Here is a 26,430-nt window from a genome sequence, read left to right on the forward strand (position 1 = left end):
GTCGGTGCCAACGCGCCAACGCGCCAACTCGTGGGTGCGGGTGCGGGGTGCGCCGGGTGCAGGGGGTGAGCCGGGTGAAGGGGGTCGGGCGGGTCCGTGGGCGGGACGGGAGCGGGTCGGCTCGGCTCGGCCGGGTCGGCCCGGGTCGGGTCGGGTGGCCGCGTCTGCCGGTCCGGCGTCCGGTGGTCGGGCGGTCTGCCGGGTCGGCGGTCGGGCGGTTGGGCCAGCGGTCGGGTGGCCGGGGTCGCGCAGCCGGGCGTTGGGGCGGGCCAGCGGTCGGGCGGTCGGGGCGCGCGGCCGGCTGATCGCGGTCGGCGGATCGCGGTGGCGGATCGCGCGACGGACGCGCCGTGGCAGCCGACCCGGCGGGTCGTGGGGAGTTCGTCGGGCCGGTCTCCGGTTCGGGAGAAAACCCCTGGTCGGGCGTGGGGCGGCACGTCATACTCGGACGCGTGTTCCTGACGATCAGTACCACCGGCACCCCAGAGCGCCCAGCGACCGACCTCGGTTTCCTGCTGCACAAGCATCCCGACAAGGCGCAGGCGTTCTCGACCTCCTACGGCACCGCCCACGTCTTCTACCCCGAGGCGGGCGAGGATCGCTGCACGGCGGCGCTGCTGCTGGAGGTGGACGCGGTGGCGCTGGTCAGGCGCGGCAAGGGCAAGGGCCGCGGCGGCGCTCCCGACGCGGCCCTCGCGCAGTACGTGAACGACCGCCCGTACGCGGCCTCGTCGCTGCTCGCGGTCGCGCTCAGCGGAGTGTTCTCCAGTGCGATGAAGGGCGCCTGCCGGGCCAGGCCGGAGCTGCCCGACCGTCCGCTGCCGCTGCGCATCGAGGTGCCCGCCGTGCCGGCCCGCGGTGGCGCGGGGCTCGTGCGCGCGCTGTTCGAGCCGCTCGGCTGGACGGTCACGGTGGCGCCGGTCGCGCTGGACGCCGAGTTCCCCGAGTGGGGCGACTCGCGGTACGTGGGTCTCGTGCTGGAGGGTGAGCAGCGGCTCGCCGACGCGCTGCGGCACCTGTACGTGCTGCTGCCGGTGCTCGACGACGCCAAGCACTACTGGGTGGCCACCGACGAGGTCGAGAAGCTGCTGCGGGCCGGCGAGGGCTGGCTGCCGGCGCACCCGGAGCAGAAGCTGATCACCAGCCGCTATCTCTCGCGCCGCTGGTCGCTGACCAGGCAGGCCATGGAGCGGCTCGAACTCGTGCGGCTCGCGGAGGCGGACGACAGCCAGGTCGAGGAGATCGACAACGCCGTCGACGAGAGCCAGGACACGGACGAGAAGCCCGTGCCGCTGGCCGTGCAGCGGCGGGACGCGATCGTCGCCGCCCTCCGGTCCGCGGACGCGGGCCGGGTGCTGGACCTGGGCTGCGGCCAGGGCCAGCTCGTGCAGGAACTGCTGAAGGACACGCGGTTCACCGAGATCGTCGGCGTGGACGTGTCGATGCGGGCCCTCACGATCGCCTCGCGGCGGCTCAAGCTGGACCGCATGGGCGAGCGGCAGTCCGAGCGGGTGCGGCTGGTGCAGGGCTCGCTGGCGTACACGGACAAGCGGCTCAAGGGGTACGACGCCGCCGTGCTGAGCGAGGTGATCGAGCACCTCGACCTGCCGCGGCTGCCCGCCCTGGAGTACGCGGTGTTCGGTGCCGCCCGCCCGAGGACCGTGATCGTCACGACACCGAACGTCGAGTACAACGTCCGCTGGGAGACCCTCCCCGCGGGCCATGTGCGGCACGGGGACCACCGCTTCGAGTGGACCCGTGAGGAGTTCCGCGCATGGGCCGGGGCGGTGGCCGAACGGCACGGATACGGGGTGGAGTTCAGGCCCGTCGGGCCGGACGACCCGGAGGTGGGACCGCCCACGCAGATGGCTGTCTTCCACACGACCGCCCGGAACCCGAAGGAGGAGAAGGTGGCATGACCGACGCACAGCTCAACAAGACCCGTACCCTGCCCGTCACCGACCTGTCCCTCGTGGTGCTGATCGGCGCCTCGGGCTCGGGCAAGTCCACGTTCGCCCGGCGGCACTTCAAGCCGACCGAGGTCATCTCCAGCGACTTCTGCCGCGGCCTCGTCGCCGACGACGAGAACGACCAGAGCGCCAGCGCGGACGCCTTCGACGTCCTGCACTACATCGCGGGCAAGCGGCTCGCGGCGGGCCGGCGCACGGTCGTCGACGCGACGAGCGTGCAGCAGGAGAGCCGCAAGCAGCTCGTCGACCTGGCCAGGAAGCACGACGTGCTGCCCATCGCCATCGTGCTCGACGTGCCCGAGGAGGTGTGCGCCGAGCGCAACGCCTCGCGCAGCGACCGGGCCGGCATGCCGCGCCGTGTCATCCAGCGGCACACCCGCGAACTCCGGCGCTCCCTGCGGCATCTGGAGCGGGAGGGCTTCAGGAAGGTGCACGTCCTGCGGGGTGTGGAGGAGATCGAGAGCGCCGAGGTCAGGACGGAGAAGCGGTTCAACGACCTGACCCACCTCACGGGTCCGTTCGACATCATCGGCGACATCCACGGCTGCGCGGCCGAACTGGAGTCGCTGCTCGCGAAGCTGGGCTACGAGGACGGGACGCACCCGCGGGGCCGTACGGCCGTGTTCGTCGGTGACCTGGTGGACCGCGGCCCCGACTCCCCGGGAGTGCTGCGCCGGGTGATGTCCATGGTCGGCTCGGGCGACGCGCTGTGCGTGCCGGGCAACCACGAGAACAAGTACGGCCGCTTCCTCAAGGGCCGCAAGGTCCAGCACACGCACGGCCTCGCCGAGACGATCGAGCAGATGGAGGGCGAGAGCGAGGAGTTCAAGGCGCAGGTGCGGGAGTTCGTGGACGGGCTGGTCAGCCACTACGTACTCGACGGCGGCGGGCTCGTGGTCTGCCACGCCGGCCTGCCGGAGAAGTACCACGGCCGGACGTCCGGCCGGGTGCGCTCGCACGCCCTGTACGGGGAGACGACCGGCGAGACCGACGAGTTCGGGCTGCCGGTGCGCTACCCGTGGGCGGAGGACTACCGGGGCCGGGCCGCGGTCGTCTACGGCCACACCCCCGTGCCGGAGGCCACCTGGCTCAACAACACCATCTGCCTGGACACCGGTGCCGTGTTCGGCGGCAAGCTCACCGCGCTGCGCTGGCCGGAGCACGAACTGGTCGACGTACCGGCGGAGCGCGTCTGGTACGAGCCGGTGAAGCCACTGGCGTCCGAGGCGCCGGGCGGGCACGAGGGACGGCCGCTGGACCTCGCCGACGTGCACGGCCGCCGGGTCGTCGAGACCCGGCACGCGGGCCGTGTCTCGGTGCGCGAGGAGAACGCGGCCGCCGCCCTTGAGGTGATGAGCCGCTTCGCGGTGGACCCGCGGCTGATGCCGTACCTGCCGCCGACCATGGCGCCCACGGCCACCTCGCGGGTGGAGGGCTATCTGGAGCACCCGGCCGAGGCCTTCGCGCAGTACCTCGCGGACGGGGTGGCGCGGGTCGTGTGCGAGGAGAAGCACATGGGCTCGCGCGCCGTGGCACTGGTGTGCCGGGACGCCGGGGTCGCACGGGTCAGGTTCGGCGCGAGCGGCACGTCCGGCGCGCTCTACACCCGCACCGGCCGGCCCTTCTTCGACGACGCGGCCGTGACCGAGGAGATCCTCGGGCGGGTGCGCGACGCGGTCACGGAGGCCGGGCTCTGGGACGAGCTGGAGACCGACTGGGTGCTGCTGGACGCGGAGTTGATGCCCTGGTCGCTCAAGGCGTCGGGACTGCTGCGCTCGCAGTACGCGGCGGTGGGTGCCGCGGCCGGTGCCGTGTTCCCCGGGGCGGTCGCCGCCCTGGAGGGGGCCGCGGCGCGGGGTGTCGAGGTCCGGGACCTGCTCGCCAAGCAGCGGGAGCGGGCCGCCGACGCGGCCTCGTTCACGGACGCCTACCGGCGCTACTGCTGGACCACGTCCGGTCTGGACGGGGTGCGGCTGGCCCCGTTCCAGGTGCTCGCGGTGCAGGGGCGGAGTCTCGCCGGGATGCCGCACGACGAGCAGCTCGGGCTGATCGACCGCGTCGTCGCGGGCGACCCGTCCGGGCTTCTGCAGACCACGCGGCGGCTGTTCGTCGACACGGGGGACGCCGAGTCCGTGCGGGCGGGCGTCGACTGGTGGCTGGAGATGACCGGGCGCGGCGGCGAGGGCATGGTCGTGAAGCCGGTCCAGGCGATGGTGCGAAGCGGTGAGGGGCGGCTCGTCCAGCCCGGCATCAAGTGCCGGGGCCGGGAGTACCTGCGGATCATCTACGGTCCGGAGTACACGCGTCCGGAGAACCTGGACAGGCTGCGGGGGCGCTTCCTCAACCACAAGCGCTCGCTGGCGCTGCGGGAGTACGCGCTCGGTCTTGAGGCGCTCGACCGGCTCGCCGAGGGCGAGCCGCTGTGGCGGGTGCACGAGGCGGTGTTCGGGGTGCTGGCGCTGGAGTCCGAGCCGGTGGACCCCCGGTTGTAGCGGAGCGGCCCGGTCCCTGCCCCGGCGGCGGGGGCCGGGCCGTCCGCCCTACCTGGACGCGGTGCCGGCCCGCTTCCGGGGCCCCGCCGGGCGCCCGACTCCGGGGCCCGTCCGCCCGGGCCCTCCCTCCCCGGGGGCCCGTACTGCCCCCCGGTCGGTCAGACGAGCAGCCGCAGCCTGGTGTCCGCGATGCCGAGGCGCACGGTCTGCCCCCAGGTGAGGTGCAGCGCGTCGCTCTCCATCCCGTCGCCGAACGCGATGAGGTGGTCGGACTCGACGGTGAGCCGGAGCCGGTGGGAGCGGGTCAACTCGCCCGACACCAGCGAGGTTCCGGTGGCGGGGGACGGCCAGGCCTCGCGGACGAACCACAGCAGCCGGTCCTCGGCGGGGCCGGGCAGCGCCAGGGCGCTCGCCCGCTCCTGCCACAGGGAGCGCAGCCAGCCGGTCGCTCCGGTGCCCGTGCCGATGAGGACCCCCGACGAGGCCTGGGCCTCCGGGGCGGTGCTCTCGTCGTCGGGGCCGAGCCGGTAGCGGGCCGTCTGGTGTCCGGGGGAGCCGAGGCAGATCTCGTTGAGGGCGGTGAGCCGCTGGGTGTCGTCGGCCACCGCCTCGACCATGGTGAGTTCGTCGGCCGCCGGGGAGCCGGAGACGGCGCTCCGGAGCAGCGCCGCCGTGTCGCAGGCGCGGTGCCGCACCAGGACCCCCGGGTTGCGGCCGGGGTCGGTGTCGACGCCGAGCACCGGCTGCCCCGTCAGGTACTTCGCCGTGTTGGCCACCAGCCCGTCCTGTCCGACCACCACGACGACGTCCTCGGGAGCGAACAGGAAGCGGTCCAGGTCGGCACGCTCCACCCTGGTCTGACGCCAGGTCAGCGGCACGGCCGAGGCGACCTCGGCGAGCGCGTGGCGCGTGCGCCGGTGCCGCTCGGCCACCTCCTCGATGCTGCGGCCCCGGGAGGAGAGGAAGAACGCGGCCTGCCCGTGGGTGCCGTGCCGGGCGGTCAACTCCTCGTACTCGGTGGTGCGGTGCACGAGCACGGCACGCGGTGCGAGGCTCAACTCCGGTCACCGCCGTGCGTGCCGAGTCTCGCCAGGAGTGCGGTGAGGACGTCGGGGGACACGGTGAGGTTCTCGATGCGGGGGAGGTTCTCGGCCAGCCGGGTGCCCGTCAGGGCGTGCAGGGTGGAGACGTCGATGTCGGCGTGCGCCCGGAGCCAGTGCGCCTGGGCCTCGGCGCGGGCCTCGCCGACCTCGCGGGCGGCCTGGGCCTCGGCGGTGGCGAGTCGCACGGCCTTGGCGGCCTCGGCGTCCGCGAGCCGGACGGTCCGGGTGGCCTCGGCCTCCGCGAGCCGTACGGTCCGTGAGGCCTCGGCGTCCGCGCGCACCGCGTCCGCCGCCGCGTGCTCCTCCGCCTCGCGGCGCGCGTTGGTGCCGCGCTGGTCGACCAACTGTTCCTCGCGTCGCGCGAGTTCGATCTGGCTGTCCAATTCGTTCTCGGCGATGGCCCGTTCGCGTTCGACGGCGACGGCCCGGCGCTCGTACGTCGCCCGGTCGGCCTCCTGCTGGATCTGCTCACGGGCCGGGGTGCGCAGGGCGCGTTCGACCTCGGGTTCGGGCCGGACGGCCATCACGCGGACGGCCACCACCTCGATGCCGGTCGCGGGCAGTCGCGGCTCCGCGGCCAGTCCGGCCGAGATCCGCTCGCGCACGGCGGCGACGCCGTCGACGAGGGCCGCCGCCAGCGGGGTGCGGGCCAGGACGTCCAGCGCGTGCTGCTGCGCCGTCTCGGTGAGCAGCGTGCCGAGCTGTTCGAGCGGGGCGCCCCGCCATACGCCCGTGTCGGGGTCGATGGAGAAGTCGAGGCGTACGGCCGCGACGGCGGGGTCGCTGATCCGGTAGGTCACCGTCGCCTGCACGGAGACGTCCTGGAAGTCCGCGGTACGGGCATGGAACGTCATGGCCAGTTCCCGGTCGTCCACCGGTATCTCGGAGAGCGTGGCGGTCAGCGAGCGGAACCAGAAGCTGAGCCCCGGTCCGTCGTGCACGAGCCGGCCCGACCTGTGGTGCCTGACATGGGCGGCGGGCGCTCCGCGCAGGTGGCGCCAGCCGAGTCGGCGGGTGATGTCGGCCATGGTCCCCTCTTTCTTTTCGTCACGCCGACGATATTAGATCACCTGATTATCGTCAAGGGGACGAGAAAAGGAATCTGCGGCGAACCGGAGGGTGAACACGCGTCCGGATGGTCAGGATGGAGTCATGGCACTCCATGTCGACTCCGAGGCCGGGCGGCTGCGCCGCGTCATCCTGCACCGGCCGGATCTAGAGCTCAAGAGGCTCACGCCCAGCAACAAGGACGCCCTGCTCTTCGACGACGTCCTGTGGGTGCGCAGGGCGCGCGCCGAACACGACGGCTTCGCCGACGTCCTGCGCGACCGCGGGGTCACCGTCCACCTCTTCGGCGACCTGCTGACCGAGGCCCTGGCGATCCCGGCGGCCAGGTCCCTCGTGCTGGACCGGGTCTTCGACGAGAAGGAGTACGGTCCGCTCGCCACCGACCACCTCCGGGCGGCCTTCGACGCCCTGCCCGCGGGCGAACTCGCGGAGGCGCTGGTCGGCGGGATGACCAAGCGCGAGTTCCTGGAGGCGCATCCCGAGCCCACCTCGGTGCGCTTCCACGTCATGGACCTCGACAACTTCCTGCTCGGCCCGCTGCCCAACCACCTGTTCACCCGGGACACCTCCGCCTGGATCTACGACGGCGTGTCCATCAACGCGATGCGCTGGCCGGCCAGGCAGCGCGAGACCGTCCACTTCGAGGCGATCTACCGCCACCATCCGCTCTTCCGCGACGAGGCGTTCCACGTGTGGTCGGAGGGGCAGGCGGACTACCCGTCCACCATCGAGGGCGGCGACGTCCTGGTGATCGGCAACGGCGCCGTACTCATCGGCATGAGCGAGCGCACCACGCCCCAGGCGGTGGAGATGCTCGCGCACAAGCTCTTCGCCACCGGCTCGGCGCAGACCATCGTGGCGCTCGACATGCCGAAGAAGCGGGCCCTCATGCACCTCGACACCGTGATGACCATGGTCGACGGGGACACCTTCACGCAGTACGCGGGGCTCGGCATGCTGCGCTCGTACACCATCGAGCCCGGCGTCGGGGACAAGGAGCTGAAGGTCACCGACCATCCGCCGGAGCACATGCACCGGGCGATCGCCGCGGCGCTGGGGCTGAACGAGGTCCGGGTGCTGACCGCCACCCAGGACGTGCACGCGGCCGAGCGCGAGCAGTGGGACGACGGCTGCAACGTGCTCGCGGTCGAACCCGGTGTGGTCGTCGCCTACGAGCGCAACCAGACCACGAACACGCATCTGCGCAAGCGGGGCATAGAGGTCATCGAGATCCCCGGCAGCGAACTCGGGCGCGGGCGGGGCGGCCCGCGCTGCATGAGCTGCCCGGTGCAGAGGGACCCCGTCGGCTAGCGGGTGCCTTCCGGGGCGGGGTGCCGTCGCGTGACGGGTGCCGGCCCCGTCGGCCGCGGGGCGCCGTCCGGCGGCGCGGGGGTACCGTCGCGACGCCGGACGGCGCGTGTTCGACTCGGAGGTCCGATTCGAAAATGGGGCCGTATAGAAATGTGAAGCATCGTATAGAATTCCAAGAGTCCCTGTTGATGTAACCCTGGAGCGCCCCATGGCGACAGTCCCGTACGCCCTCGCCGGCCGCCACTTCGTGAAGGAGCTGGACTTCACGGAGGAGGAGTTCCGCGGCCTGGTCGAGCTCGCGGCCGAGCTGAAGGCCGCGAAGAAGGCAGGGACCGAGACGCAGCGGCTGCGCGGCCGGAACATCGCCCTCATCTTCGAGAAGACGTCGACCCGCACACGCTGCGCGTTCGAGGTCGCGGCCGCCGACCAGGGGGCGTCCACGACCTACCTCGACCCGTCGGGTTCGCAGATGGGGCACAAGGAGTCGGTGAAGGACACCGCCCGCGTCCTCGGCCGGATGTTCCACGCGATCCAGTACCGGGGGGACAGCCAGGAGGGCGTCGAGGAGCTGGCGGCCCACGCGGGCGTACCCGTCTACAACGGTCTGACGGACGACTGGCACCCGACCCAGATGCTCGCCGACGTGCTGACCATGACCGAGCACACCGACAAGCCGCTGCGCGGGATCGCCTTCGCCTACCTCGGTGACGCGCGGTTCAACATGGGCAACTCCTATCTGGTCACCGGCGCGTTGCTCGGCATGGACGTACGAATCGTCGCGCCGAAGGACTACTGGCCCGCCGAGGAGGTCGTCACGCGGGCGCGTGAGCTGGCCGTGCGCAGCGGGGCCCGGATCACGCTCACCGACGAGGTGGAGCACGGGGTCGCGGGCGCCGACTTCGTGGCGACGGACGTCTGGGTGTCCATGGGGGAGCCCAAGGAGGTCTGGGACGACCGGATCGCCGCGCTCGGTCCGTACGCCGTGACGATGGACGTGCTCCGGGCCACCGGCAACGCGGACGTCAAGTTCCTGCACTGCCTGCCCGCCTTCCACGACCTCGGCACGAAGGTCGGCCGCGAGATCCACGAACGGCACGGCCTGGAGTCGCTGGAGGTCACCGACGAGGTCTTCGAGTCGGCCCACTCGGTCGTCTTCGACGAGGCCGAGAACCGGCTGCACACGATCAAGGCGGTGCTGGTGGCGACCCTGGCCTGAGCGCCCGCCGCCCACTGCCCGCCGCCCACCGCTCGCCGCCCGCCGCCCGCCGCTCGGAGGCCGCCGCCCGCCGCTCGGAGGCCGGTGGGCGGAGGTCGGAAGTCGGAAGTCGATGGTCGGAAAGTCGCCGGTCGGCTGCCGGGGACTGCTGCCGGAGACGGCGGCCGGTGTTCGGTGACCGGTGTTCGGCGGGGTCCTGGGGTGCGCCGCCGTCAGGACGGCTTCCGCTGCGACGGCACCACGGGCAGTCTGAACCAGACCGCCTTCCCGGACTCGGTGGCCCGGTGGCCGCACGACGAACTGAGCGTGCGGATGAGCAGCAGCCCGCGGCCGTGCTCCTGCCAGGGGTCGGGCTCGACCGACGGCTCGGGGACGGTGAGGTTGCCCGGCGGGGCGGGGTCGGGATCGTGCACCTCGACGCGGCAGCCGGTCGGCAGCAGCTCCACGACCAGCTCTATGGGCGCGTCGCCCTTGGTGTGTTCCACGGCGTTGGCCACCAGCTCGGCGGTGAGCAGCTCCGCCGTGTCGCTGTCGGCGGCGTGCTGGATGTCGGCCAGTGCGCTACGGACCAGGGCGCGCGCGACGGGCACGGCCGCGGCGGTGTGCGGCAGCGCGACGCGCCACGAGGCTGGGGCGGAGGGTTCGTGCAAGGCGGGTCCGTTCATGGAGCAGGATGTCCTGCTTTCAATGTGGGGAATGGTACGACGCAACCGGGCGCAGATGACCGGCGGGCCTTTTTTCAGGACTTTCGACCCTGTATCGGGCTGCGTACCCAGCCGGCCGGCCCGGCTCCCGCGATCCGCCCTCTCGTTACCGGGCTATCGAGGAGTCGTGACTCCGTGACCGTCCTATCGCGCACTCGTGACGACAGTCACATATGCGTGATAGCTTCGTGATGCGGCGACACCGCCGTTCCCGACGCGTCCAGACCGCCGCCCCCGCCCGAGGAGGCCGCACGTCATGAGTCCCTTCACCGGCTCCGCGACCCGCACGCCCGACTGGCAGCATCTGCGCTGCGACATCACCGACGGTGTGGCCACGGTCACCCTGGCCCGCCCCGAGAAGCTGAACGCGCTCACCTTCGGCGCCTACGCCGACATGCGCGACCTGCTCGCCGAGCTGTCCCGCGAGAGGTCCGTCCGCGCCCTGGTACTGGCCGGGGAGGGCAGGGGCTTCTGTTCCGGCGGCGACGTCGACGAGATCATCGGCGCCACCCTGTCCATGGACACCTCCCAACTGCTCGACTTCAACCGGATGACCGGCCAGGTGGTGCGTGCCGTACGGGAGTGCCCGTTCCCGGTGATCGCGGCGGTGCACGGAGTCGCCGCGGGCGCCGGGGCCGTCCTCGCCCTGGCCGCCGACTTCCGGATCGCGGACCCCAGCGCCCGCTTCGCCTTCCTGTTCACGCGCGTCGGGCTGTCCGGCGGCGACATGGGCGCCGCCTATCTGCTGCCCAGGGTCGTCGGGCTCGGCCACGCGACCCGGCTGCTGATGCTCGGCGAACCGGTGCGCGCCCCTGAGGCGGAACGGATCGGCCTCGTCAGCGAGCTGACCGAGGAGGGCCGCGCGGACGAGGCCGCGCTGGCGCTGGCCCGCCGTCTCGCCGAGGGGCCGGCCCTCGCGTACGCGCAGACGAAGGCCCTGCTCACCGCGGAGCTGGACATGCCGCTCGCCGCCTCCGTCGAACTGGACGCCGCCACCCAGGCCCTGCTGATGAACGGCGAGGACTACGCCGAGTTCCACGCCGCCTTCACGGAGAAGCGGCCGCCGAAGTGGCGGGGGAGGTGACGCGGGGATGCGCGTCGCGGTGATCGGCGGGGGACCCGGCGGCCTGTACGCCGCCGCCCTCCTCAAACGCCTCGACCCGACCCGCGAGATCACCGTCTGGGAGCGCAACGCCCCCGACGACACGTTCGGCTTCGGCGTCGTCCTCTCCGACGAGACGCTCGGCGGCATCGAGCACGCCGACCCGGCCGTGTACGCGGCCCTGCGGGCGGAGTTCGTGCGCTGGGACGACATCGACATCGTGCACCGGGGCGTGCGCCACACCTCGGGCGGCCACGGCTTCGCGGCCCTCGGCAGGCGCCGGCTCCTGGAGATCCTGCACGATCGATGCCGCTCGCTCGGCGTCGACCTGCGCTTTCGAACGCCGGCCCCGGCCCCGCGGCGGCTCGCGGAGACCCATGACTTGGTGATCGCGGCGGACGGCGTGCACAGCGGCACCCGCGAGGCCTTCCGGGACGTGTTCCGTCCGCGCCTGGAGACGCACCGCTGCCGCTACATCTGGCTCGCCGCCGACTTCGCCCTCGACGCGTTCCGTTTCGAGATCGCCGAGACCGAGCACGGCGTCGTCCAGCTGCACGGCTACCCGTACGCGGCCGACGCCTCCACCGTCATCGTGGAGATGCGCGAAGAGGTCTGGCGGGCCGCCGGGTTCGCGGAACTCGGCGAGCAGGAGTCCGCGGACCGGTGCGCCAAGATCTTCGCGGACGCCCTCGGCGGGCGTCCGCTGCTCTCCAACAAGTCCGCCTGGACGCGCTTTCGGACCGTCGTCAACGAACGCTGGTCGCACGGGAACGTGGTCCTGCTCGGCGACGCCGCCCACACCGCGCACTTCTCCATCGGCTCCGGTACGAAACTGGCGGTCGAGGACGCGCTGGCACTGGCCGCCGGCCTCACGGAACACGCCGACACCGCGAAGGCCCTCGCCGCGTACGAGGAGGAGCGGCGTCCCATCGTCGCCTCCACCCAGCGGGCCGCGCGCGCCAGCCTGGAGTGGTTCGAGGACCTGGGTCTCTATCTCGACCAGCCGGCCCGCCAGTTCGCGTTCAACCTGCTCACCCGCAGCCGCCGGGTCACGCACGGCAACCTGCGGCTGCGCGACGCGCGCTTCACCGCGGACGTCGAGCGCGGCTTCGGCTGCCCGCCCGGCACACCGCCGATGTTCACTCCCTTCCGGCTGCGCGGCCTCACCCTCGCGAACCGGGTCGTCGTCTCGCCGATGGACATGTACTCGGCCGAGGAGGGCGTCCCCGGGGACCTGCACCTCGTCCACCTGGGCGCCCGGGCGCTGGGCGGCGCCGGCCTGGTGATGACCGAGATGGTGTGCGTCAGCCCCGAGGGACGGATCACGCCGGGCTGCGCCGGGCTCTACACCGACCGGCAGGCCGACTCCTGGCGCCGGATCACCGACTTCGTCCACACGGGGGCGCCGGGCGCGGCCGTCGGTGTGCAGCTCGGCCACTCCGGCCGCAAGGGCTCGACCCGGGTGATGTGGGAGGGCATGGACGAGCCGCTGCCCGAGGGCAACTGGCCCCTCGTGGCGGCCTCCCCGATCCCGTACCGACCCGGCAGCCAGACCCCGCAAGAAGTGACGACCAGTCAGCTGACTTCCATACGGCACCAGTTCGCCGAAGCGGCGCGACGGGCGGTGCTCGGCGGCTTCGACCTGCTCGAACTGCACTGCGCCCACGGCTATCTGCTGTCCGGCTTCCTGTCGCCCCTGACCAACCGCCGCACGGACCTGTACGGCGGCTCGCTGGAGAACAGGCTCCGCTTCCCCCTGGAGGTCTTCGACGCGGTCAGGGCGGTCTGGCCCGACGGCCGTCCGATGACCGTGCGCCTGTCGGCGACCGACTGGGCCGAGGGAGGGACCACGGGTGACGACGCGGTCGAGTTCGCCCGGGCCTTCGCGGCGCACGGCGCCGACGCGATCGACGTCTCGACGGGTCAGGTGGTGGCGGACGAACGGCCCGCCTACGGCCGCTCGTACCAGACGCCCTACGCGGACCGCATCCGCAACGAGACCGGGGTCCCCGTCATCGCCGTGGGGGCCATCTCCTCGTGGGACGACGTCAACTCCCTGCTGCTGGCGGGCCGTACGGACCTGTGCGCGCTCGCCCGGCCCCATCTGTACGACCCGCACTGGACGTTGCACGCGGCCGCCGAGCAGGGCTACGCGGGACCGGGCGCCGAGTGGCCGGCGCCCTACCGCGCGGGCAGCCGCCCCCCGCAGACCGGCCGCACGGACCCGCCCCGGCCCCGCCTCCCGGCGGGCGGCTGAACTCGGCTTCCACCCGGACCGGTTGGCCGGCTCGCCGTGTCCAGCGGCGCGAACTCCGGTACGGCGGGACTCCGCCTACGCGCGTTCGGGCACCGGGCCGGTCGCCGGTACCCCCGCGAAGGCCGCGCCCGCGTCGCGCAGCCGCCGGTGCAGCGCCTGGAACACCGCCGCCGAGTCGGCCCCCGGCCAGTCCTCCGGGAGCAGCGTCGCGGGCAGTCCCGGGTCGGCGTACGGAAGATGCCGCCAGGTGTCGAGGGCCAGCAGGTAGTCGCGGTACGCCTCCTCGGCCGGGGTGTCGCCACGGGCCTCCCAGGCGCGCAGCACAGGCGCGTGGCGGTCGAGGAACGCCTCGTGCTGCTTGGCGATCGACGACAGGTCCCACCAGCGGGCGACCGCGTCCGCCGTCGCGGTGAAACCCAGGTGCCCGCCCCGGAACAGTTCCACGTACGGGTCCAGGCGAAGGCGCTCCAGCGTGTGGCGGGTCTCCTCGTACAGGCGCGCGGGCGCCAGCCACACGCCGGGCGCGACGGCACCGAAGCCGAGACCGGACAGCCGCGAGCGCAGCACATGCCGCTTCTGCCGTTCGGACTCGGGCACGGAGAACACCGCCAGCACCCAGGTGTCGTCCCGCGCGGGAGGGCCCGCGTAGACCCGCCGGTCGCCGTCGTCGAGGAGCTGCCGCGCGTCGGGCGACAGCACGTACCCGGCCGCGCCGGACGCCGTGCGGGCCGGGACGAGGAGCCCGCGCCGTTTGAGACGGGACACCGACGAACGCACCGCGGGCGCGTCGACACCCGTCGCGGCGAGGAGCCGGATCAGTTCGGCCACGGGTACGGGGCCGGGCACGAAGCGACCGTACGCGCCGTAGAAGGTGACGATGAGGGACCGGGGGGTGTGCTGCTCGGACACGGTGGTCACTCTAGATCGTCGGCGTCACGCCGGACGGCCGTCCCCGGTGGACGGCCGGCCCTGCGCCGGCGCCGGACCGGCGTCCATGGGTACGGGCGGGGGATCGGCGTCCGGGCGCAGCCGGAACCGCTGGAGTTTGCCCGTCGCGGTGCGCGGCAGCGCGTCGAGGAACACGAACTCGCGCGGGCACTTGTACGGCGCCAGTTCGGACGTCAGGAAGGCGCGCAGCCCGTCGCTGTCCGGCCGGACACCGGGCCGCAGGACGGTGTACGCCACCACGACCTGGCCGCGGGCCGCGTCGGGCCGCCCCACGACGGCCGTCTCGACCACGTCCGGGTGGCGCAGCAGGGCGTCCTCGACCTCGGGCCCGGCGATGTTGTACCCCGCCGAGATGATCATGTCGTCCGCGCGGGCCACGAACCGGAAGTAGCCGTCGGAGTCCCGGACATAGGTGTCCCCGGTGATGTTCCAGCCGTTCCGCACGTACTCCCGCTGGCGTGGATCGGAGAGGTAGCGGCAGCCGACGGGTCCGCGCACGGCCAGCAGTCCGGGCTCGCCGTCGGGCACGGTCCTGCCCGCGCCGTCGACCACGCGCGCCTGCCAGCCGGGCACCGGCACGCCCGTGCTCCCTGGGCGTACGTCGTCGTCGGCCGCGGAGATGAAGATGTGCAGCAGCTCGGTGGCCCCGATGCCGTTGATCACGCGCAGGCCCGTGCGGTCGTACCAGGCCCGCCAGGTGGCGGCGGGCAGGTTCTCACCCGCCGACACGCAGCGCCGCAGGGACGAGATGTCGTACGCGGCCGGCTCGGCCAGCATCGCCCGGTAGGCGGTCGGCGCGGTGAACAGGACCGACACGCGGTGCTCGGCGATCGCGGGCAACAACTGCCTGGGGCCCGCCTGTTCGAGGAGCAGCGCGCTCGCGCCCGCGCGCAGCGGGAAGACCACGAGACCGCCCAGCCCGAAGGTGAAGCCCAGCGGCGGGCTGCCCGCGAAGACGTCCTCCGCGCGGGGCCGCAGCACGTGCTTGGAGAAGGTGTCCGCGATGGCCAGCACATCCCGGTGGACGTGCATGCAGCCCTTGGGGCGGCCGGTCGTGCCGGAGGTGAACGCGATGAGCGCCACGTCGTCGGCCGCCGTGTCCACGGGCGCGAAAGGCTCCGCGGACGCGTCGCGGCGCAGCAGGTCGTCGGGGGCGTCCCCGCCGTACGTGACGATCCGCAGCCCCGGGACCTCCGCCTTCGCGAGGTCGTCCACCGAGCGGATGTCGCACAGCGCGTACTGCACCCGTGCGATGGAGCAGATCGTGCTCAGCTCGTGCGGGCGCTGCTGGGCGAGGACGGTCACGGCGACCGCGCCCGCCTTGAGCACCGCCAGCCAGCACGCCGCGAGCCAGGGGGTCGTGGGCCCGCGCAGCAGCACGCGGTTGCCGGGCACCACTCCGAGACCGGAGGTCAGCACGTGCGCGATCCGGTCGACACGGGCGCGGAGTTCGCCGTACGTCCAGACGTCCCCCGTCGCGGTGCGGAAGGCCGGACGCTCGCCGGGAGTGTCCGCGAGCAGCTCCGCCGCGCAGTTGAGGCGCTCCGGATATCGCAGCTCGGGCAGGTCGAATCGCAGCTCGGGCCACTGGTCCTGCGGCGGGAGGCGGTCGCGCGGGAAGGAGTCGACGTGGGCCGAGGTCGTCGGCCGCGCGGCATCCCCGTGGTCGCTGTGGTCCATGACGGTTCGCCCCCTTGTCGTGGTGGGCTCGCACCAGGAGCGTATCGTGTTGGTGACGACAGTCAACGGTCCGCGATAACCTCGATGGGAAGCCCGACAGGCGAGAGGGGACCGGCCGTGCCCGCATTCGCGCTCGATCCGGAACAGACCGACTGGTGCGCGCAGTTGCGCGACCTCGCGGCAGAACGGCTGCGGCCCTTGGCCGACAAGGGCGAACCGGGCCGCGTCAACCGCGCGCTCATCGCCGAACTGGGCCGACTCGGCCTCCTGGACCGCCTGTTCACCTCGGGCGCCCTCGACCTCTGCCTGATGCGGGAGTCCCTCGCCCGGGTCTGCACGGAGGCCGAGACCGCGCTCGCCCTCCAAGGGCTGGGCGCCCACCCGGTCCAGGCCCACGGCACCCCGGCCGTGCGGGAGCGGTGGCTGCCGGCGGTACGCCGGGGAGAGGCCGTCGCGGCGTTCGCGCTGAGCGAGCCGGGCGCGGGATCGGACGCGGCCGCGCTGGCACTGCGCGCCGAGGGGGACGCGGCGGACGGCTGGCGCCTCACCGGTGAGAAGTCCTGGATCTCCAACGCCCCCGAGGCCGACCTCTACACCGTGTTCGCCCGCACCGCGCCCGGTGCCGGGGCACGCGGCGTCACCGCCTTCGCCGTCCCCGCCGACCGCCCCGGACTCACCGGCGCCCCCCTCGACATGCTCTCGCCGCATCCCATCGGCACCCTCGCCCTCGACGGCGTCCCCGTGACCGCGCAGGACGTGCTCGGCGAGCCCGGCGGCGGATTCCGCGTGGCGATGGGCACCCTGAACCTCTTCCGCCCGAGCGTCGGGGCGTTCGCGGTCGGCATGGCCCAGGCCGCACTCGACGCCACCCTCGCGCACACGGCGCAACGCCCGGCGTTCGGAGGGGTTCTGAAGGACCTTCAGTCGGTGGCGCACCAGGTGGCCGAGATGGCGCTGCGCACGGAGGCGGCCCGCCTGATGGTGTACGCGGCCGCGGCGGCGTACGACGCGGGCGACCCCGAGGTGCCCCGGCGCGCTGCGATGGCGAAGCTGCTCGCGACGGAGACCGCCCAGTACGTGGTCGACGCGGCGGTCCAACTGCACGGGGCCCGCGCGCTGCGGCGCGGCCACCTGCTGGAACACCTGTACCGCGAGGTGCGTGCGCCGCGGATCTATGAGGGGGCGAGCGAAGTCCAACGGACGCTCATCGCGAAGGAGTTGTACGCGAAGTCGTACGCCGGGACGAACGGGGAGCAGCGATGACCACCGAGCGCGTCAACCCGCCGGGGCTGTCGCCGCCCACGGGCTTCTCCCACGCCGTCACCACCACGGGGTCCCGCCTCGTCTTCCTCGCGGGGCAGACGGCGCTCGACAAGGACGGCAGGATCGTCGGGGCCACGCTCCCGGAGCAGTTCGAGCGCGCGCTCGCCAATCTGCTCACCGCCCTGCGCGAGGCGGGCGGTGCTCCGGCCGACCTGGCCCGCGTCACGGTCTACACCACGGACGTCGACGACTACCGCGCCCACGCGGCCGAACTCGGGCGCGTCTGGCGGAGGTTGGCCGGCCGCGAGTACCCCGCGATGGCGGTGATCGGAGTGGTCCGGCTCTGGGACACCCAGGCCCTGGTGGAACTCGACGGGGTGGCGGCACCGGACTGAGGCAGGGACCGGCGGGTACGGTCGCGCCGGACACGCAAGCCGAGCGGCGACCATCCGGCGGCAGCGGTCGGGCAGCGGTCGGGCAGCGGTCAGGCGGCGTAAGGCGGCAGCGGTCAGGCGGCGGTGGTCAGGTCGCCGACCGGCACCCGGTGCGGGCCGACGACCCGGCCGTCGGGCAGCAGCGCGCCCGTGTCGTCGAAGGCGATCGCCCCGTCGCACAGGAGGTACCAGCCCTGCTCCGGGTGCGAGACGACGATGTGCGCGTCGTCGCGGTCGGAGCGGGCGTCGGACGGGCAGGAAGGCTGTCGGGAACACATGGCGCACCTCCACGTGCGAGTGGTCCGGCGGCGGTGGGCCGCCGTGTACGGATCGTATGGAACGACCATGCGCCCGCGGCGGACCCACCGGAACAGCCGGACGGGAAGCGTGACAACACGCGGACAACTCCCGGACGCGGCGGGGACGGACGGTGCGGACTCGCCACCGAAGGAGTGACGGTCACGGCTGCGGGCGGGAGGGGCCGGTACCTGTGGTGGTCCCTACTCCAGGAGGTTCTCCGATGCCACTGCGCCAGGTCATTGCCGCAGCCGCCGGCGCCGCGCTGCTGCTGGCCGCCGCCCCGTCCGTGTCCGCCCTCTCCACGGTGCCGCGCCTGTACGAGCCGTCCGAGACGGTGACGGTCGACGCGACGGGCCGTGTCGCCCCCGACGGCACGATCACCCTCTCCGGCACCTATCGCTGCGTCGGCGGCACCGGACCGGTCTTCGTGAGTTCCTCGCTGGGCCAGGGCGACAGCGAGGTGCGCAAGGGCGTCGGCGGCACGAGCGCGGTCTGCGACGGAGCCGAGCACCGCTGGACGAACACCGACCGCGCGGAGCCCGGCCGCTTCGAGCCCGGACCGGCGCGCGTCGAGGCCACGTTGATGGAACTGCGTCCCAGCGGCGGCCTGCCGTTCCCGTACTTCCACGCCAAGCAGCAGCGGGAGATCACGCTCGACGCACGCTGAGTCCGGACGCGGCGCCCGGCCGGCCGGTGCCGTCCCCCGCGCGAGGTGAACGGCACCGCCCGCCTGCCCGGGTTCAGCCGCCGGGCCGCCCGCAGCCGGACCCGAGGTCCTTCCAGCGGGCGTACACGCGCCCGATCTCCCCCAGGTACGGCCCGAGCCGGAACCGGACCTCCTCGACGACCCGACCCGAGTCGTCCGGGAACATCAGGTCGGCCCAGAACACCAGTTCGCCCCGGAGCCGCACCGTGATGTCGAGGCCGCCGGGCTCCCCGCCGCAGCCGTGATCCGGGCCCGCGTCCGGCCGGCCCCCGAACGGCGGCGCGAGCGGTGGCGGCGAGGCCACGCGTACCGTGCGCGGCGCGTCGGACGGGTGGAGCGGCCCGCCGGGACGCAGCAGTCGGCAGGGACACAGCCCGGCCGCACCGCTGCGGCTGCGCGCCACCAGGTCCAGGCCGTCCACGAACAGCTGGGTGTGCGCGCCGGAGCACGCGGGCGGCCCGGGGCACACGCCGATGAGCAGCGAGCTGATCGCGCGGGACCGGGACCCGGGCGCCCCGCCCCGACTCCCGCGCGCGGGAGTACGCGGCATCCGCCCCACCCGGTGACATGCGCGGATGGTAGCGGGGGTCCGGGCCGAAGGCGCGTGCCCCCGGCCCGGGGGACCTCAGATGTCCCGGAAGATCTCGATCTGCGCCCCGACCGTGTTGAGCCGCTCGGCCAGGTCCTCGTACCCGCGGTTGATGACGTACACGTTCCGCAGGACCGACGTGCCCTCGGCCGCCATCATCGCCAGCAGGACGACCACGGCGGGCCGCAGCGCGGGCGGGCACATCATCTCGGCGGCGCGCCAGCGGGTCGGCCCCTCGACCAGTACGCGGTGGGGGTCCAGGAGCTGGAGGCGGCCGCCGAGGCGGTTGAGGTCGGTCAGGTAGATCGCGCGGTTGTCGTAGACCCAGTCGTGGATCAGCGTCTTGCCCTGCGCGGCCGCGGCGATGGCCGCGAAGAAGGGGACGTTGTCGATGTTCAGGCCCGGGAACGGCATCGGGTGGATCTTGTCGATCGGCGCCTCCAGCTTGGACGGCCGCACGGTCAGGTCCACCAGGCGGGTACGCCCGTTGTCGGCGACGTACTCCGGGGTGCGGTCGTGGTCGAGGCCCATCTCCTCCAGGACCGCGAGCTCGATCTCCAGGAACTCGATCGGCACCCGTCGCACCGTCAGTTCGGACTCGGTGACCACCGCGGCGGCCAGCAGGCTCATCGCCTCGACCGGGTCCTCGGAGGGCGAGTAGTCCACGTCGACGTCGATGTTCGGGACGCCGTGCACGGTGAGCGTCGTGGTGCCGATGCCGTCCACGCGTACGCCCAGGGCCTCCAGGAAGAAGCACAGGTCCTGGACCATGTAGTTGGACGAGGCGTTGCGGATGACCGTCGTGCCGTCGTGGCGGGCCGCGGCCAGCAGCGCGTTCTCGGTCACGGTGTCGCCGCGCTCGGTCAGCACGATGGGGCGGTCGGGGGAGACCTTGCGGTCCACCTGCGCGTGGTACAGGCCCTCGGTGGCCGCGATGTCCAGACCGAACCGGCGCAGCGCGATCATGTGCGGCTCGATGGTCCGCGTGCCCAGGTCGCACCCGCCTGCGTACGGCAGCTTGAAGGTGTCCATGCGGTGGAGCAGGGGCCCGAGGAACATGATGATCGAGCGCGTACGGCGGGCGGCCGCCGCGTCGATGGACTCCATGTCCAGCTCGGCCGGGGGCACGATCTCCAGGTCCACGCCCTCGTTGATCCAGCGTGTGCGGACCCCGATGGAGCCCAGTACCTCCAGAAGGCGGTAGACCTCCTCGATGCGCGCGACGCGGCGCAGCACTGTGCGGCCCCGGTTCAGGAGGGTCGCGCAGAGCAGCGCCACGCACGCGTTCTTGCTGGTCTTCACGTCGATCGAGCCGGAGAGCCGGCGGTTGCCGACGACTCGCAGATGCATCGGACCCGCGTAGCCGAGCGAGACGATCTCGCTGTCGAGCGCTTCACCGATTCGAGCGATCATCTCAAGGCTGATGTTTTGGTTACCGCGTTCGATGCGGTTCACCGCACTCTGACTGGTGCCGAGCGCCTCGGCCAGATGGGTCTGTGTCCAGCCGCGATGCTGACGGGCATCACGGATGAGCTTGCCGATGCGTACGAGGTAGTCGTCTGCCATGGCGGCAGGCTATCTCAGATATGAGATGAGGCATCTCGGGGGGTCCAGTGGAGTGATGGGGTCTCAGCTTCACTTGGAGCGCTTGGTCGTGGTGCGTCGCCAGCCGAAGGGGCCGGGCAGGTCCATGGAGGTCGTACGGCGTCCGGTGCTGCTGTGCGTGTGCTTCGGCCCGTTCTTGCCTCCGGTGGTGATGGACCACGAGCGCTTGTTGATGTTCAGTCGCACTCCGGGCAGGATCCGGAAGCTCTTGCGGAATGTGAGCGGCATGGGTGACTCCCTTCCTCGGTCGCCGGATACCCCGGATGGCGGCCGGTACGCCGAACGGGTGTACGCGAGGGGTCCATGTCCCTTCCCGGGTGCGCGGATTGGCCGGGGTGCGCCCGCCGGGCCCGGTGCGGCACGCGGGGGAGCGGGGCGCCGGTGCCTGCCGGGGTGAGGGGCCGACCGCTCCTGGTGTCGTCGCCCTCGCGCGGCACGAAGTGGTGCGGAGGCGGTCATTGACCGTGTGTCGGGTGAATCCGGGCGCCGCCGTGATCCCGGACGCGCCGCACCCCTGGTCGCCGCGGCCGTCTCCCCGCCGGTCGCGGCCGTCCCGGGCCGCCGTGACCTCGCGGTCCGTCCGTGCCCACCGGGGGCCGGCCGTCCCGGCCGCCGCGCGTGCCGCGTGCGCGCCCGGCGGCGACCCGACTGCCTCCCCCTGTCGCGGGCAGGCGTGGGGAGGGGGATCGTGCGACGGGACACACCCTCCGGGCATGACCGCTCAGCGGTCATGTACTAGAGTTATCTCGACATCGAGATATCTGCCGAGGCGTACCGCAGCCGCCAGACCGGTAAGGGTTACCTAACTTAGCCTTACCTTAGCGGATCGGCCGAGAGGGCGTGGCGGCAGGATGCGGTGGTAGGCGCACATGAATGAAGGAGACTGTCGTGTCGGCGAACAGCTTCGACGCCCGTAGCACGCTCAGCGTGGGCGACGAGTCGTACGAGATCTTCCGGCTGGACAAGGTGGAAGGCTCGGCCCGCCTTCCGTACAGCCTCAAGGTCCTGCTGGAGAACCTGCTCCGTACCGAGGACGGCGCGAACATCACCGCCGACCACATCCGTGCTCTCGGCGGGTGGGACTCGCAGGCCCAGCCCAGCCAGGAGATCCAGTTCACGCCGGCCCGCGTGATCATGCAGGACTTCACCGGCGTGCCGTGCGTGGTGGACCTCGCCACCATGCGCGAGGCCGTGAAGGAGCTCGGCGGCGACCCGGCGAAGATCAACCCGCTGGCCCCGGCCGAGCTGGTCATCGACCACTCCGTCATCGCCGACAAGTTCGGCACCAGCGACGCGTTCGCGCAGAACGTCGAGCTGGAGTACGGCCGCAACAAGGAGCGCTACCAGTTCCTGCGCTGGGGCCAGACGGCGTTCGACGAGTTCAAGGTCGTCCCGCCGGGCACCGGCATCGTCCACCAGGTGAACATCGAGCACCTGGCGCGCACGGTCATGGTCCGCAAGGGCCAGGCGTACCCCGACACCCTGGTCGGCACCGACTCGCACACCACCATGGTCAACGGCCTCGGTGTGCTGGGCTGGGGCGTCGGCGGCATCGAGGCCGAGGCCGCGATGCTCGGCCAGCCGGTCTCCATGCTCATCCCGCGCGTCGTGGGCTTCAAGCTCACCGGTGAGCTGACCCCGGGCACCACCGCCACCGACCTCGTGCTGACCATCACCGAGATGCTCCGCAAGCACGGTGTCGTCGGCAAGTTCGTCGAGTTCTACGGCGAGGGCGTGGCCGCCACGTCGCTGGCCAACCGCGCCACCATCGGCAACATGTCGCCGGAGTTCGGCTCCACCGCCGCGATCTTCCCGATCGACGACGAGACCCTGAAGTACCTGCGCCTGACCGGCCGCGACGAGCAGCAGGTCGCGCTCGTCGAGGCGTACGCCAAGGAGCAGGGCCTCTGGCTCGACCCGGCCGCCGAGCCCGACTTCTCCGAGAAGCTGGAGCTCGACCTCTCGACGGTCGTCCCGTCGATCGCCGGCCCCAAGCGCCCGCAGGACCGGATCGTCCTCGCCAACGCCGCCGAGCAGTTCGCGCTGGACGTCCGCAACTACGTGGACACCGCGGACGAGGCCGGCGTCGAGTCCTTCCCGGCCTCCGACGCCCCGGCCGCCACCAACGGTGTGCCGAGCCGTCCCACCACGGTCACGGCCCCCGACGGCTCGACCTACGAGATCGACCACGGCGCGGTGACGGTCGCGGCCATCACGTCCTGCACCAACACCTCGAACCCGTACGTCATGGTCGCCGCCGCGCTGGTCGCGAAGAAGGCCGTGGAGAAGGGCCTGACCCGCAAGCCGTGGGTCAAGACCACCCTCGCCCCGGGCTCCAAGGTCGTCACCGACTACTTCGACAAGGCGGGACTCACCCCCTACCTCGACAAGGTCGGCTTCAACCTGGTGGGTTACGGCTGCACCACCTGCATCGGCAACTCGGGCCCGCTGCCCGAGGAGGTCTCCAAGGCCGTCAACGACCACGACCTGGCCGTCACCTCGGTGCTCTCCGGCAACCGCAACTTCGAGGGCCGGATCAACCCCGACGTCAAGATGAACTACCTGGCCTCCCCGCCGCTGGTCGTCGCGTACGCCCTCGCGGGTTCCATGAAGGTGGACGTCACCAAGGACGCGCTGGGTGTCGACCAGGACGGCAAGCCCGTCTACCTGCAGGACATCTGGCCCACCGAGGCCGAGGTCAACGACGTCGTGGCGAACGCCATCGGCGAGGACATGTTCAACAAGTCCTACCAGGACGTCTTCGCGGGCGACGCCCAGTGGCAGGCGCTGTCGATCCCCGAGGGCAACACCTTCGAGTGGGACCCGCAGTCGACCTACGTCCGCAAGCCCCCCTACTTCGAGGGCATGACGATGGAGACCACCCCGGTCTCCGACATCACCGGCGCGCGCGTCCTCGCCAAGCTGGGCGACTCGGTCACCACCGACCACATCTCCCCGGCCGGCGCGATCAAGGCCGACACCCCCGGAGGCAAGTACCTCACGGAGCACGGTGTCGAGCGCCGTGACTTCAACAGCTACGGCTCGCGCCGCGGCAACCACGAGGTCATGATCCGCGGCACGTTCGCCAACATCCGCCTGCGCAACCAGATCGCGCCGGGCACCGAGGGCGGCTACACGCGCGACTTCACGAAGGAGGACGCCCCCGTCTCCTTCATCTACGACGCCTCGCGCAACTACATCGAGCAGGGCATCCCGCTGGCCATCCTGGCCGGCAAGGAGTACGGCTCGGGCTCGTCCCGCGACTGGGCCGCCAAGGGCACCGCGCTCCTCGGTGTCAAGGCCGTCATCGCCGAGTCGTACGAGCGCATCCACCGCTCGAACCTCATCGGCATGGGCGTGCTGCCGCTCCAGTTCCCGGAGGGCCAGTCCGCGGAGACCCTCGGTCTCACCGGCGAGGAGACGTTCTCCTTCACCGGCGTCGAGGAGCTCAACAACGGCACCACCCCGCGCACGGTGAAGGTCACCACCGACACCGGCGTCGAGTTCGACGCGGTCGTGCGCATCGACACCCCCGGCGAGGCGGACTACTACCGCAACGGCGGCATCATGCAGTACGTGCTGCGCAGCCTGATCCGCAAGTAGGCGGTACAGCAAGGCACTTGAGGGGGCCGCACACCCGGATTGCCGGGGGGTGCGGCCCTCTTCGCCGTCCCCAGGCCCCCTTCGCCACCCCCAGGGCCCTCTTCGCCGTCCCACGGCCCCCGGTGGGCCGTGCGGCCTCCCCGGGCGCTCCGGCCGCCGCGAGGGCCGCACCCGCTGGGGCGCGGCCCTCGCGCGTCAGGCGTTTACAGGGGTTCCGGTCCGCAGTAGCTTCGTCGGCAGTGGGGTGGGAGCGCTCCCACATGCGGCGGACCGGAACCCGCCCCGCGGGAGCCCTCCCACCTCGCGCACACACCCGATCCCGCACACCCGCGACCGAAGGGACAGGCATGTCATGAGCCTGACAAGAACAGCAACTCCTCGGACCCGGCGCCGATTACCGTTCCCCGCCCGGGGCGGAGCCCTCCTCCTCATCCTGCTGTCCCTGCTGGTCACCGTCCCGGCCCTCGGCCTGGTCGTCACCTCCGGCGGGGACGCGGAGGCCCACGGCACGCCCATGAAGCCCGGCAGCCGCACGTTCCTGTGCTGGCAGGACGGCCTGACCGACACCGGTGAGATCAAGCCGGTCAACCCGGCCTGCAGGGCCGCGCAACAGGTCAGCGGCACCACGCCGTTCTACAACTGGTTCTCCGTCCTGCGCTCCGACGGTGCGGGGCGCACGCGCGGCTTCGTGCCCGACGGTGAACTGTGCAGCGGCGGCAACACCGCGTTCAGCGGCTTCAACCGTCCCGGCGCGGACTGGCCGCTCACCCACCTCACCTCGGGCGCGACGGTCGACTTCTCGTACAACGCGTGGGCGGCGCACCCGGGTTGGTTCCACGTCTACATCACCAAGGACGGCTTCGACCCGACGAGGACGCTCACCTGGAACGACGTCGAGGAGCAGCCCTTCCTGAGCGTCGACCACCCGCCCCTCAACGGTTCGCCGGGCACGGTCGACGCCGACTACTCCTGGTCGGGCACGCTGCCCGGCGGCAAGTCGGGACGCCACCTCATCTACATGGTGTGGCAGCGCTCCGACAGCGCGGAGACCTTCTACTCCTGCTCCGACGTCGTCTTCGACGGCGGCAACGGGGAGGTGACGGGCATCCGCGAACCGGGCAACCCGACCGAGCCCCCGCCCGGCGCCTGCACGGCCACCCGCCGCACCACCAACAGCTGGTCCGGCGGCCACCAGTCCGAGGTCACCGTCACCAACAGCGGTGACGTGCCGATGCTCGGCTGGATGGTCGACTGGACCCTGCCGGGCGGCCAGTCCGTCGCCAGCCTCTGGGGCGGCAACGCCACGTACGAAGGACAGGACGTGATGGTCCACAACGCCGACTGGAACGGGGCGCTGGACCCCGGCGGGAGTGCCACCTTCGGATACGTCGTCCAGGGCTCCGGGGGTGATGCGGCGACCGCCCTGCCCTGCCGGGTGGGCTGACTCCCCGCCCCGCCCCGGACCCACCGCACGTGTCGGGTCCCGCACCGCTCGGGGCGGACCCGGTGGCCGTAGCCCACCGGGTCCGCGAGCCGGGCCGGCCGGGGGAAGCCGGCGCCGGGGGGTGCGTGGCGTGTGGCGACCGTCGTCCGGGACAACGTTGTCGGCGGTCGGTGGAACTCTACTCCTTGAACGGACAACGATGTCAAGCCAGTTGGGGCACGAATGATCACGGTCGGGACGGGCGCGCGGTCCCGCGCGCCCGGGGGCCCGCCCGGCCGTGCCCGACCGCCTGCCGCGAGCCTGCCGCGGGAACCGTGCCCCCACGTCCCGGAGGTGGGTTCTACTGATCCCCGCAACACCCTGTAGTTCAGGGGTTGCGGGGATTATGGATTTCAAGGCGCTGAGAACAAGGTTCTTCGAGGCGTTGGACCAGGCGAACGGCAACGTCTCTGCGGCGGCCCTGGCTGTCGGGGCGAACAGGAGCACGGCAGCCGCGTGGTGTCGCAAGGCAGGTATCCGTGGTCTCGGCAAGGGAAGCCCCGGCGCGCATCCGGGACGGACGGAGTACGAGCGCCTTCGGGCGGCCGGTGTTGGGCGCCGTGAGGCTGCCGCCCAGGCCGGTGTGCACCCGCGCA

At 72.4% G+C, this 26,430-nt stretch carries 20 protein-coding genes; 11 read left to right on the forward strand and 9 right to left on the reverse strand.

From position 1 onward, the window contains the following. The first annotated feature begins 452 nt into the window (after positions 1–452). Together IE265_RS21480 and IE265_RS21485 are read left to right on the forward strand one after the other, a co-directional pair. Entirely contained in the window at positions 453–1,919 is a 1,467-nt protein-coding gene (locus IE265_RS21480; protein ID WP_190037278.1) for a 3' terminal RNA ribose 2'-O-methyltransferase Hen1, read from the forward strand. Continuing rightward, entirely contained in the window at positions 1,916–4,462 is a 2,547-nt protein-coding gene (locus IE265_RS21485; RefSeq protein WP_190037279.1) for a polynucleotide kinase-phosphatase, read from the forward strand. Before IE265_RS21480 ends, IE265_RS21485 begins: the two co-directional genes overlap by 4 nt. Positions 4,463–4,620: 158 nt before the next feature. On the opposite strand, the gene IE265_RS21490 is transcribed toward IE265_RS21485, so the two are convergent. Together IE265_RS21490 and IE265_RS21495 are read right to left on the reverse strand one after the other, a co-directional pair. After that, on the reverse strand, positions 4,621–5,520 hold the full coding sequence (locus IE265_RS21490; protein WP_190037280.1) for a diacylglycerol kinase catalytic domain-containing protein: 900 nt from the start codon (positions 5,518–5,520) through the stop codon (positions 4,621–4,623). Continuing rightward, on the reverse strand, positions 5,517–6,593 hold the full coding sequence (locus tag IE265_RS21495) for an SPFH domain-containing protein (RefSeq protein ID WP_190037281.1): 1,077 nt from the start codon (positions 6,591–6,593) through the stop codon (positions 5,517–5,519). Before IE265_RS21495 ends, IE265_RS21490 begins: the two co-directional genes overlap by 4 nt. A 124-nt stretch (positions 6,594–6,717) precedes the next feature. Here IE265_RS21495 and IE265_RS21500 point away from each other — a divergent pair, with 124 nt between their 5' ends. Both IE265_RS21500 and argF read left to right on the forward strand, forming a co-directional pair. Continuing rightward, the gene (locus tag IE265_RS21500) at positions 6,718–7,944 is read left to right on the forward strand and encodes an arginine deiminase (RefSeq protein ID WP_190037282.1); all 1,227 of its coding nucleotides are present in this window, start codon (positions 6,718–6,720) and stop codon (positions 7,942–7,944) included. Between the two features lie 208 nt (positions 7,945–8,152). Beyond that, positions 8,153–9,160, forward strand: coding sequence for an ornithine carbamoyltransferase (gene argF, locus IE265_RS21505; RefSeq protein WP_190037283.1), 1,008 nt, complete (start codon positions 8,153–8,155; stop codon positions 9,158–9,160). Between the two features lie 212 nt (positions 9,161–9,372). Here argF and IE265_RS21510 read toward each other — a convergent pair whose 3' ends face one another. Next, on the reverse strand, positions 9,373–9,825 hold the full coding sequence (locus IE265_RS21510; RefSeq protein WP_190037284.1) for an ATP-binding protein: 453 nt from the start codon (positions 9,823–9,825) through the stop codon (positions 9,373–9,375). A 295-nt stretch (positions 9,826–10,120) separates the two neighbouring features. On the opposite strand from IE265_RS21510, the gene IE265_RS21515 reads away from it, so the two are divergent. After that, a complete protein-coding gene (locus IE265_RS21515) occupies positions 10,121–10,948 on the forward strand; it encodes an enoyl-CoA hydratase family protein (protein ID WP_190037285.1) in 828 nt (275 codons plus the stop codon). Between the two features lie 7 nt (positions 10,949–10,955). Then, on the forward strand, positions 10,956–13,223 hold the full coding sequence (locus tag IE265_RS21520) for a bifunctional salicylyl-CoA 5-hydroxylase/oxidoreductase (protein ID WP_190037286.1): 2,268 nt from the start codon (positions 10,956–10,958) through the stop codon (positions 13,221–13,223). A 75-nt stretch (positions 13,224–13,298) separates the two neighbouring features. Here the strand turns inward: IE265_RS21520 and IE265_RS21525 are convergent, their stop codons facing one another. Both IE265_RS21525 and IE265_RS21530 read right to left on the reverse strand, forming a co-directional pair. Continuing rightward, a complete protein-coding gene (locus IE265_RS21525) occupies positions 13,299–14,141 on the reverse strand; it encodes a PaaX family transcriptional regulator (RefSeq protein ID WP_190037287.1) in 843 nt (280 codons plus the stop codon). A gap of 15 nt (positions 14,142–14,156) precedes the next feature. Continuing rightward, positions 14,157–15,851 (reverse strand): AMP-binding protein, encoded by a 1,695-nt coding sequence (locus tag IE265_RS21530; protein ID WP_190037288.1) that lies wholly within the window; start codon positions 15,849–15,851, stop codon positions 14,157–14,159. A gap of 117 nt (positions 15,852–15,968) precedes the next feature. Between IE265_RS21530 and IE265_RS21535 the strand changes: the two genes are divergently transcribed. Both IE265_RS21535 and IE265_RS21540 read left to right on the forward strand, forming a co-directional pair. Further along, positions 15,969–17,114, forward strand: a complete 1,146-nt coding sequence (locus IE265_RS21535) for an acyl-CoA dehydrogenase family protein (protein ID WP_190037289.1) — start codon at positions 15,969–15,971, stop codon at positions 17,112–17,114. After that, complete coding sequence (locus tag IE265_RS21540) at positions 17,111–17,509, forward strand: RidA family protein (RefSeq protein ID WP_190037290.1); 399 nt, start codon at positions 17,111–17,113, stop codon at positions 17,507–17,509. The genes IE265_RS21535 and IE265_RS21540 overlap by 4 nt, the downstream gene beginning before the upstream one ends. Before the next feature lie 113 nt (positions 17,510–17,622). Here the strand turns inward: IE265_RS21540 and IE265_RS21545 are convergent, their stop codons facing one another. Further along, positions 17,623–17,826 carry a DUF5999 family protein gene (locus IE265_RS21545; protein ID WP_190037291.1) on the reverse strand — a complete coding sequence of 68 codons (204 nt, stop codon included), beginning with the start codon at positions 17,824–17,826 and terminating at the stop codon, positions 17,623–17,625. 242 nt (positions 17,827–18,068) lie between these two features. Between IE265_RS21545 and IE265_RS21550 the strand changes: the two genes are divergently transcribed. Beyond that, complete coding sequence (locus IE265_RS21550) at positions 18,069–18,515, forward strand: DUF6299 family protein (protein WP_190037292.1); 447 nt, start codon at positions 18,069–18,071, stop codon at positions 18,513–18,515. 73 nt (positions 18,516–18,588) lie between these two features. Here IE265_RS21550 and IE265_RS21555 read toward each other — a convergent pair whose 3' ends face one another. The 3 genes from IE265_RS21555 to IE265_RS21565 form a co-directional block, all read right to left on the reverse strand. Continuing rightward, the gene (locus tag IE265_RS21555; protein WP_229916365.1) at positions 18,589–19,104 is read right to left on the reverse strand and encodes a hypothetical protein; all 516 of its coding nucleotides are present in this window, start codon (positions 19,102–19,104) and stop codon (positions 18,589–18,591) included. Between the two features lie 75 nt (positions 19,105–19,179). Continuing rightward, positions 19,180–20,709: a helix-turn-helix domain-containing protein gene (locus IE265_RS21560; RefSeq protein WP_190037293.1), complete on the reverse strand. Its 1,530-nt coding sequence runs from the start codon at positions 20,707–20,709 to the stop codon at positions 19,180–19,182. A gap of 69 nt (positions 20,710–20,778) precedes the next feature. Beyond that, the gene (locus tag IE265_RS21565; RefSeq protein ID WP_190037294.1) at positions 20,779–20,976 is read right to left on the reverse strand and encodes a DUF4236 domain-containing protein; all 198 of its coding nucleotides are present in this window, start codon (positions 20,974–20,976) and stop codon (positions 20,779–20,781) included. A gap of 660 nt (positions 20,977–21,636) precedes the next feature. On the opposite strand from IE265_RS21565, the gene acnA reads away from it, so the two are divergent. After that, on the forward strand, positions 21,637–24,351 hold the full coding sequence (acnA, locus tag IE265_RS21570; protein ID WP_190037295.1) for an aconitate hydratase AcnA: 2,715 nt from the start codon (positions 21,637–21,639) through the stop codon (positions 24,349–24,351). Positions 24,352–24,703: 352 nt separating this feature from the next. After that, the gene (locus IE265_RS21575; protein ID WP_190037296.1) at positions 24,704–25,795 is read left to right on the forward strand and encodes a lytic polysaccharide monooxygenase auxiliary activity family 9 protein; all 1,092 of its coding nucleotides are present in this window, start codon (positions 24,704–24,706) and stop codon (positions 25,793–25,795) included. The last annotated feature ends 635 nt before the right edge of the window (positions 25,796–26,430 follow it).

This window comes from Streptomyces fructofermentans (genome assembly GCF_014651055.1).
In the GTDB taxonomy this organism is placed as follows: domain Bacteria; phylum Actinomycetota; class Actinomycetes; order Streptomycetales; family Streptomycetaceae; genus Streptomyces; species Streptomyces fructofermentans.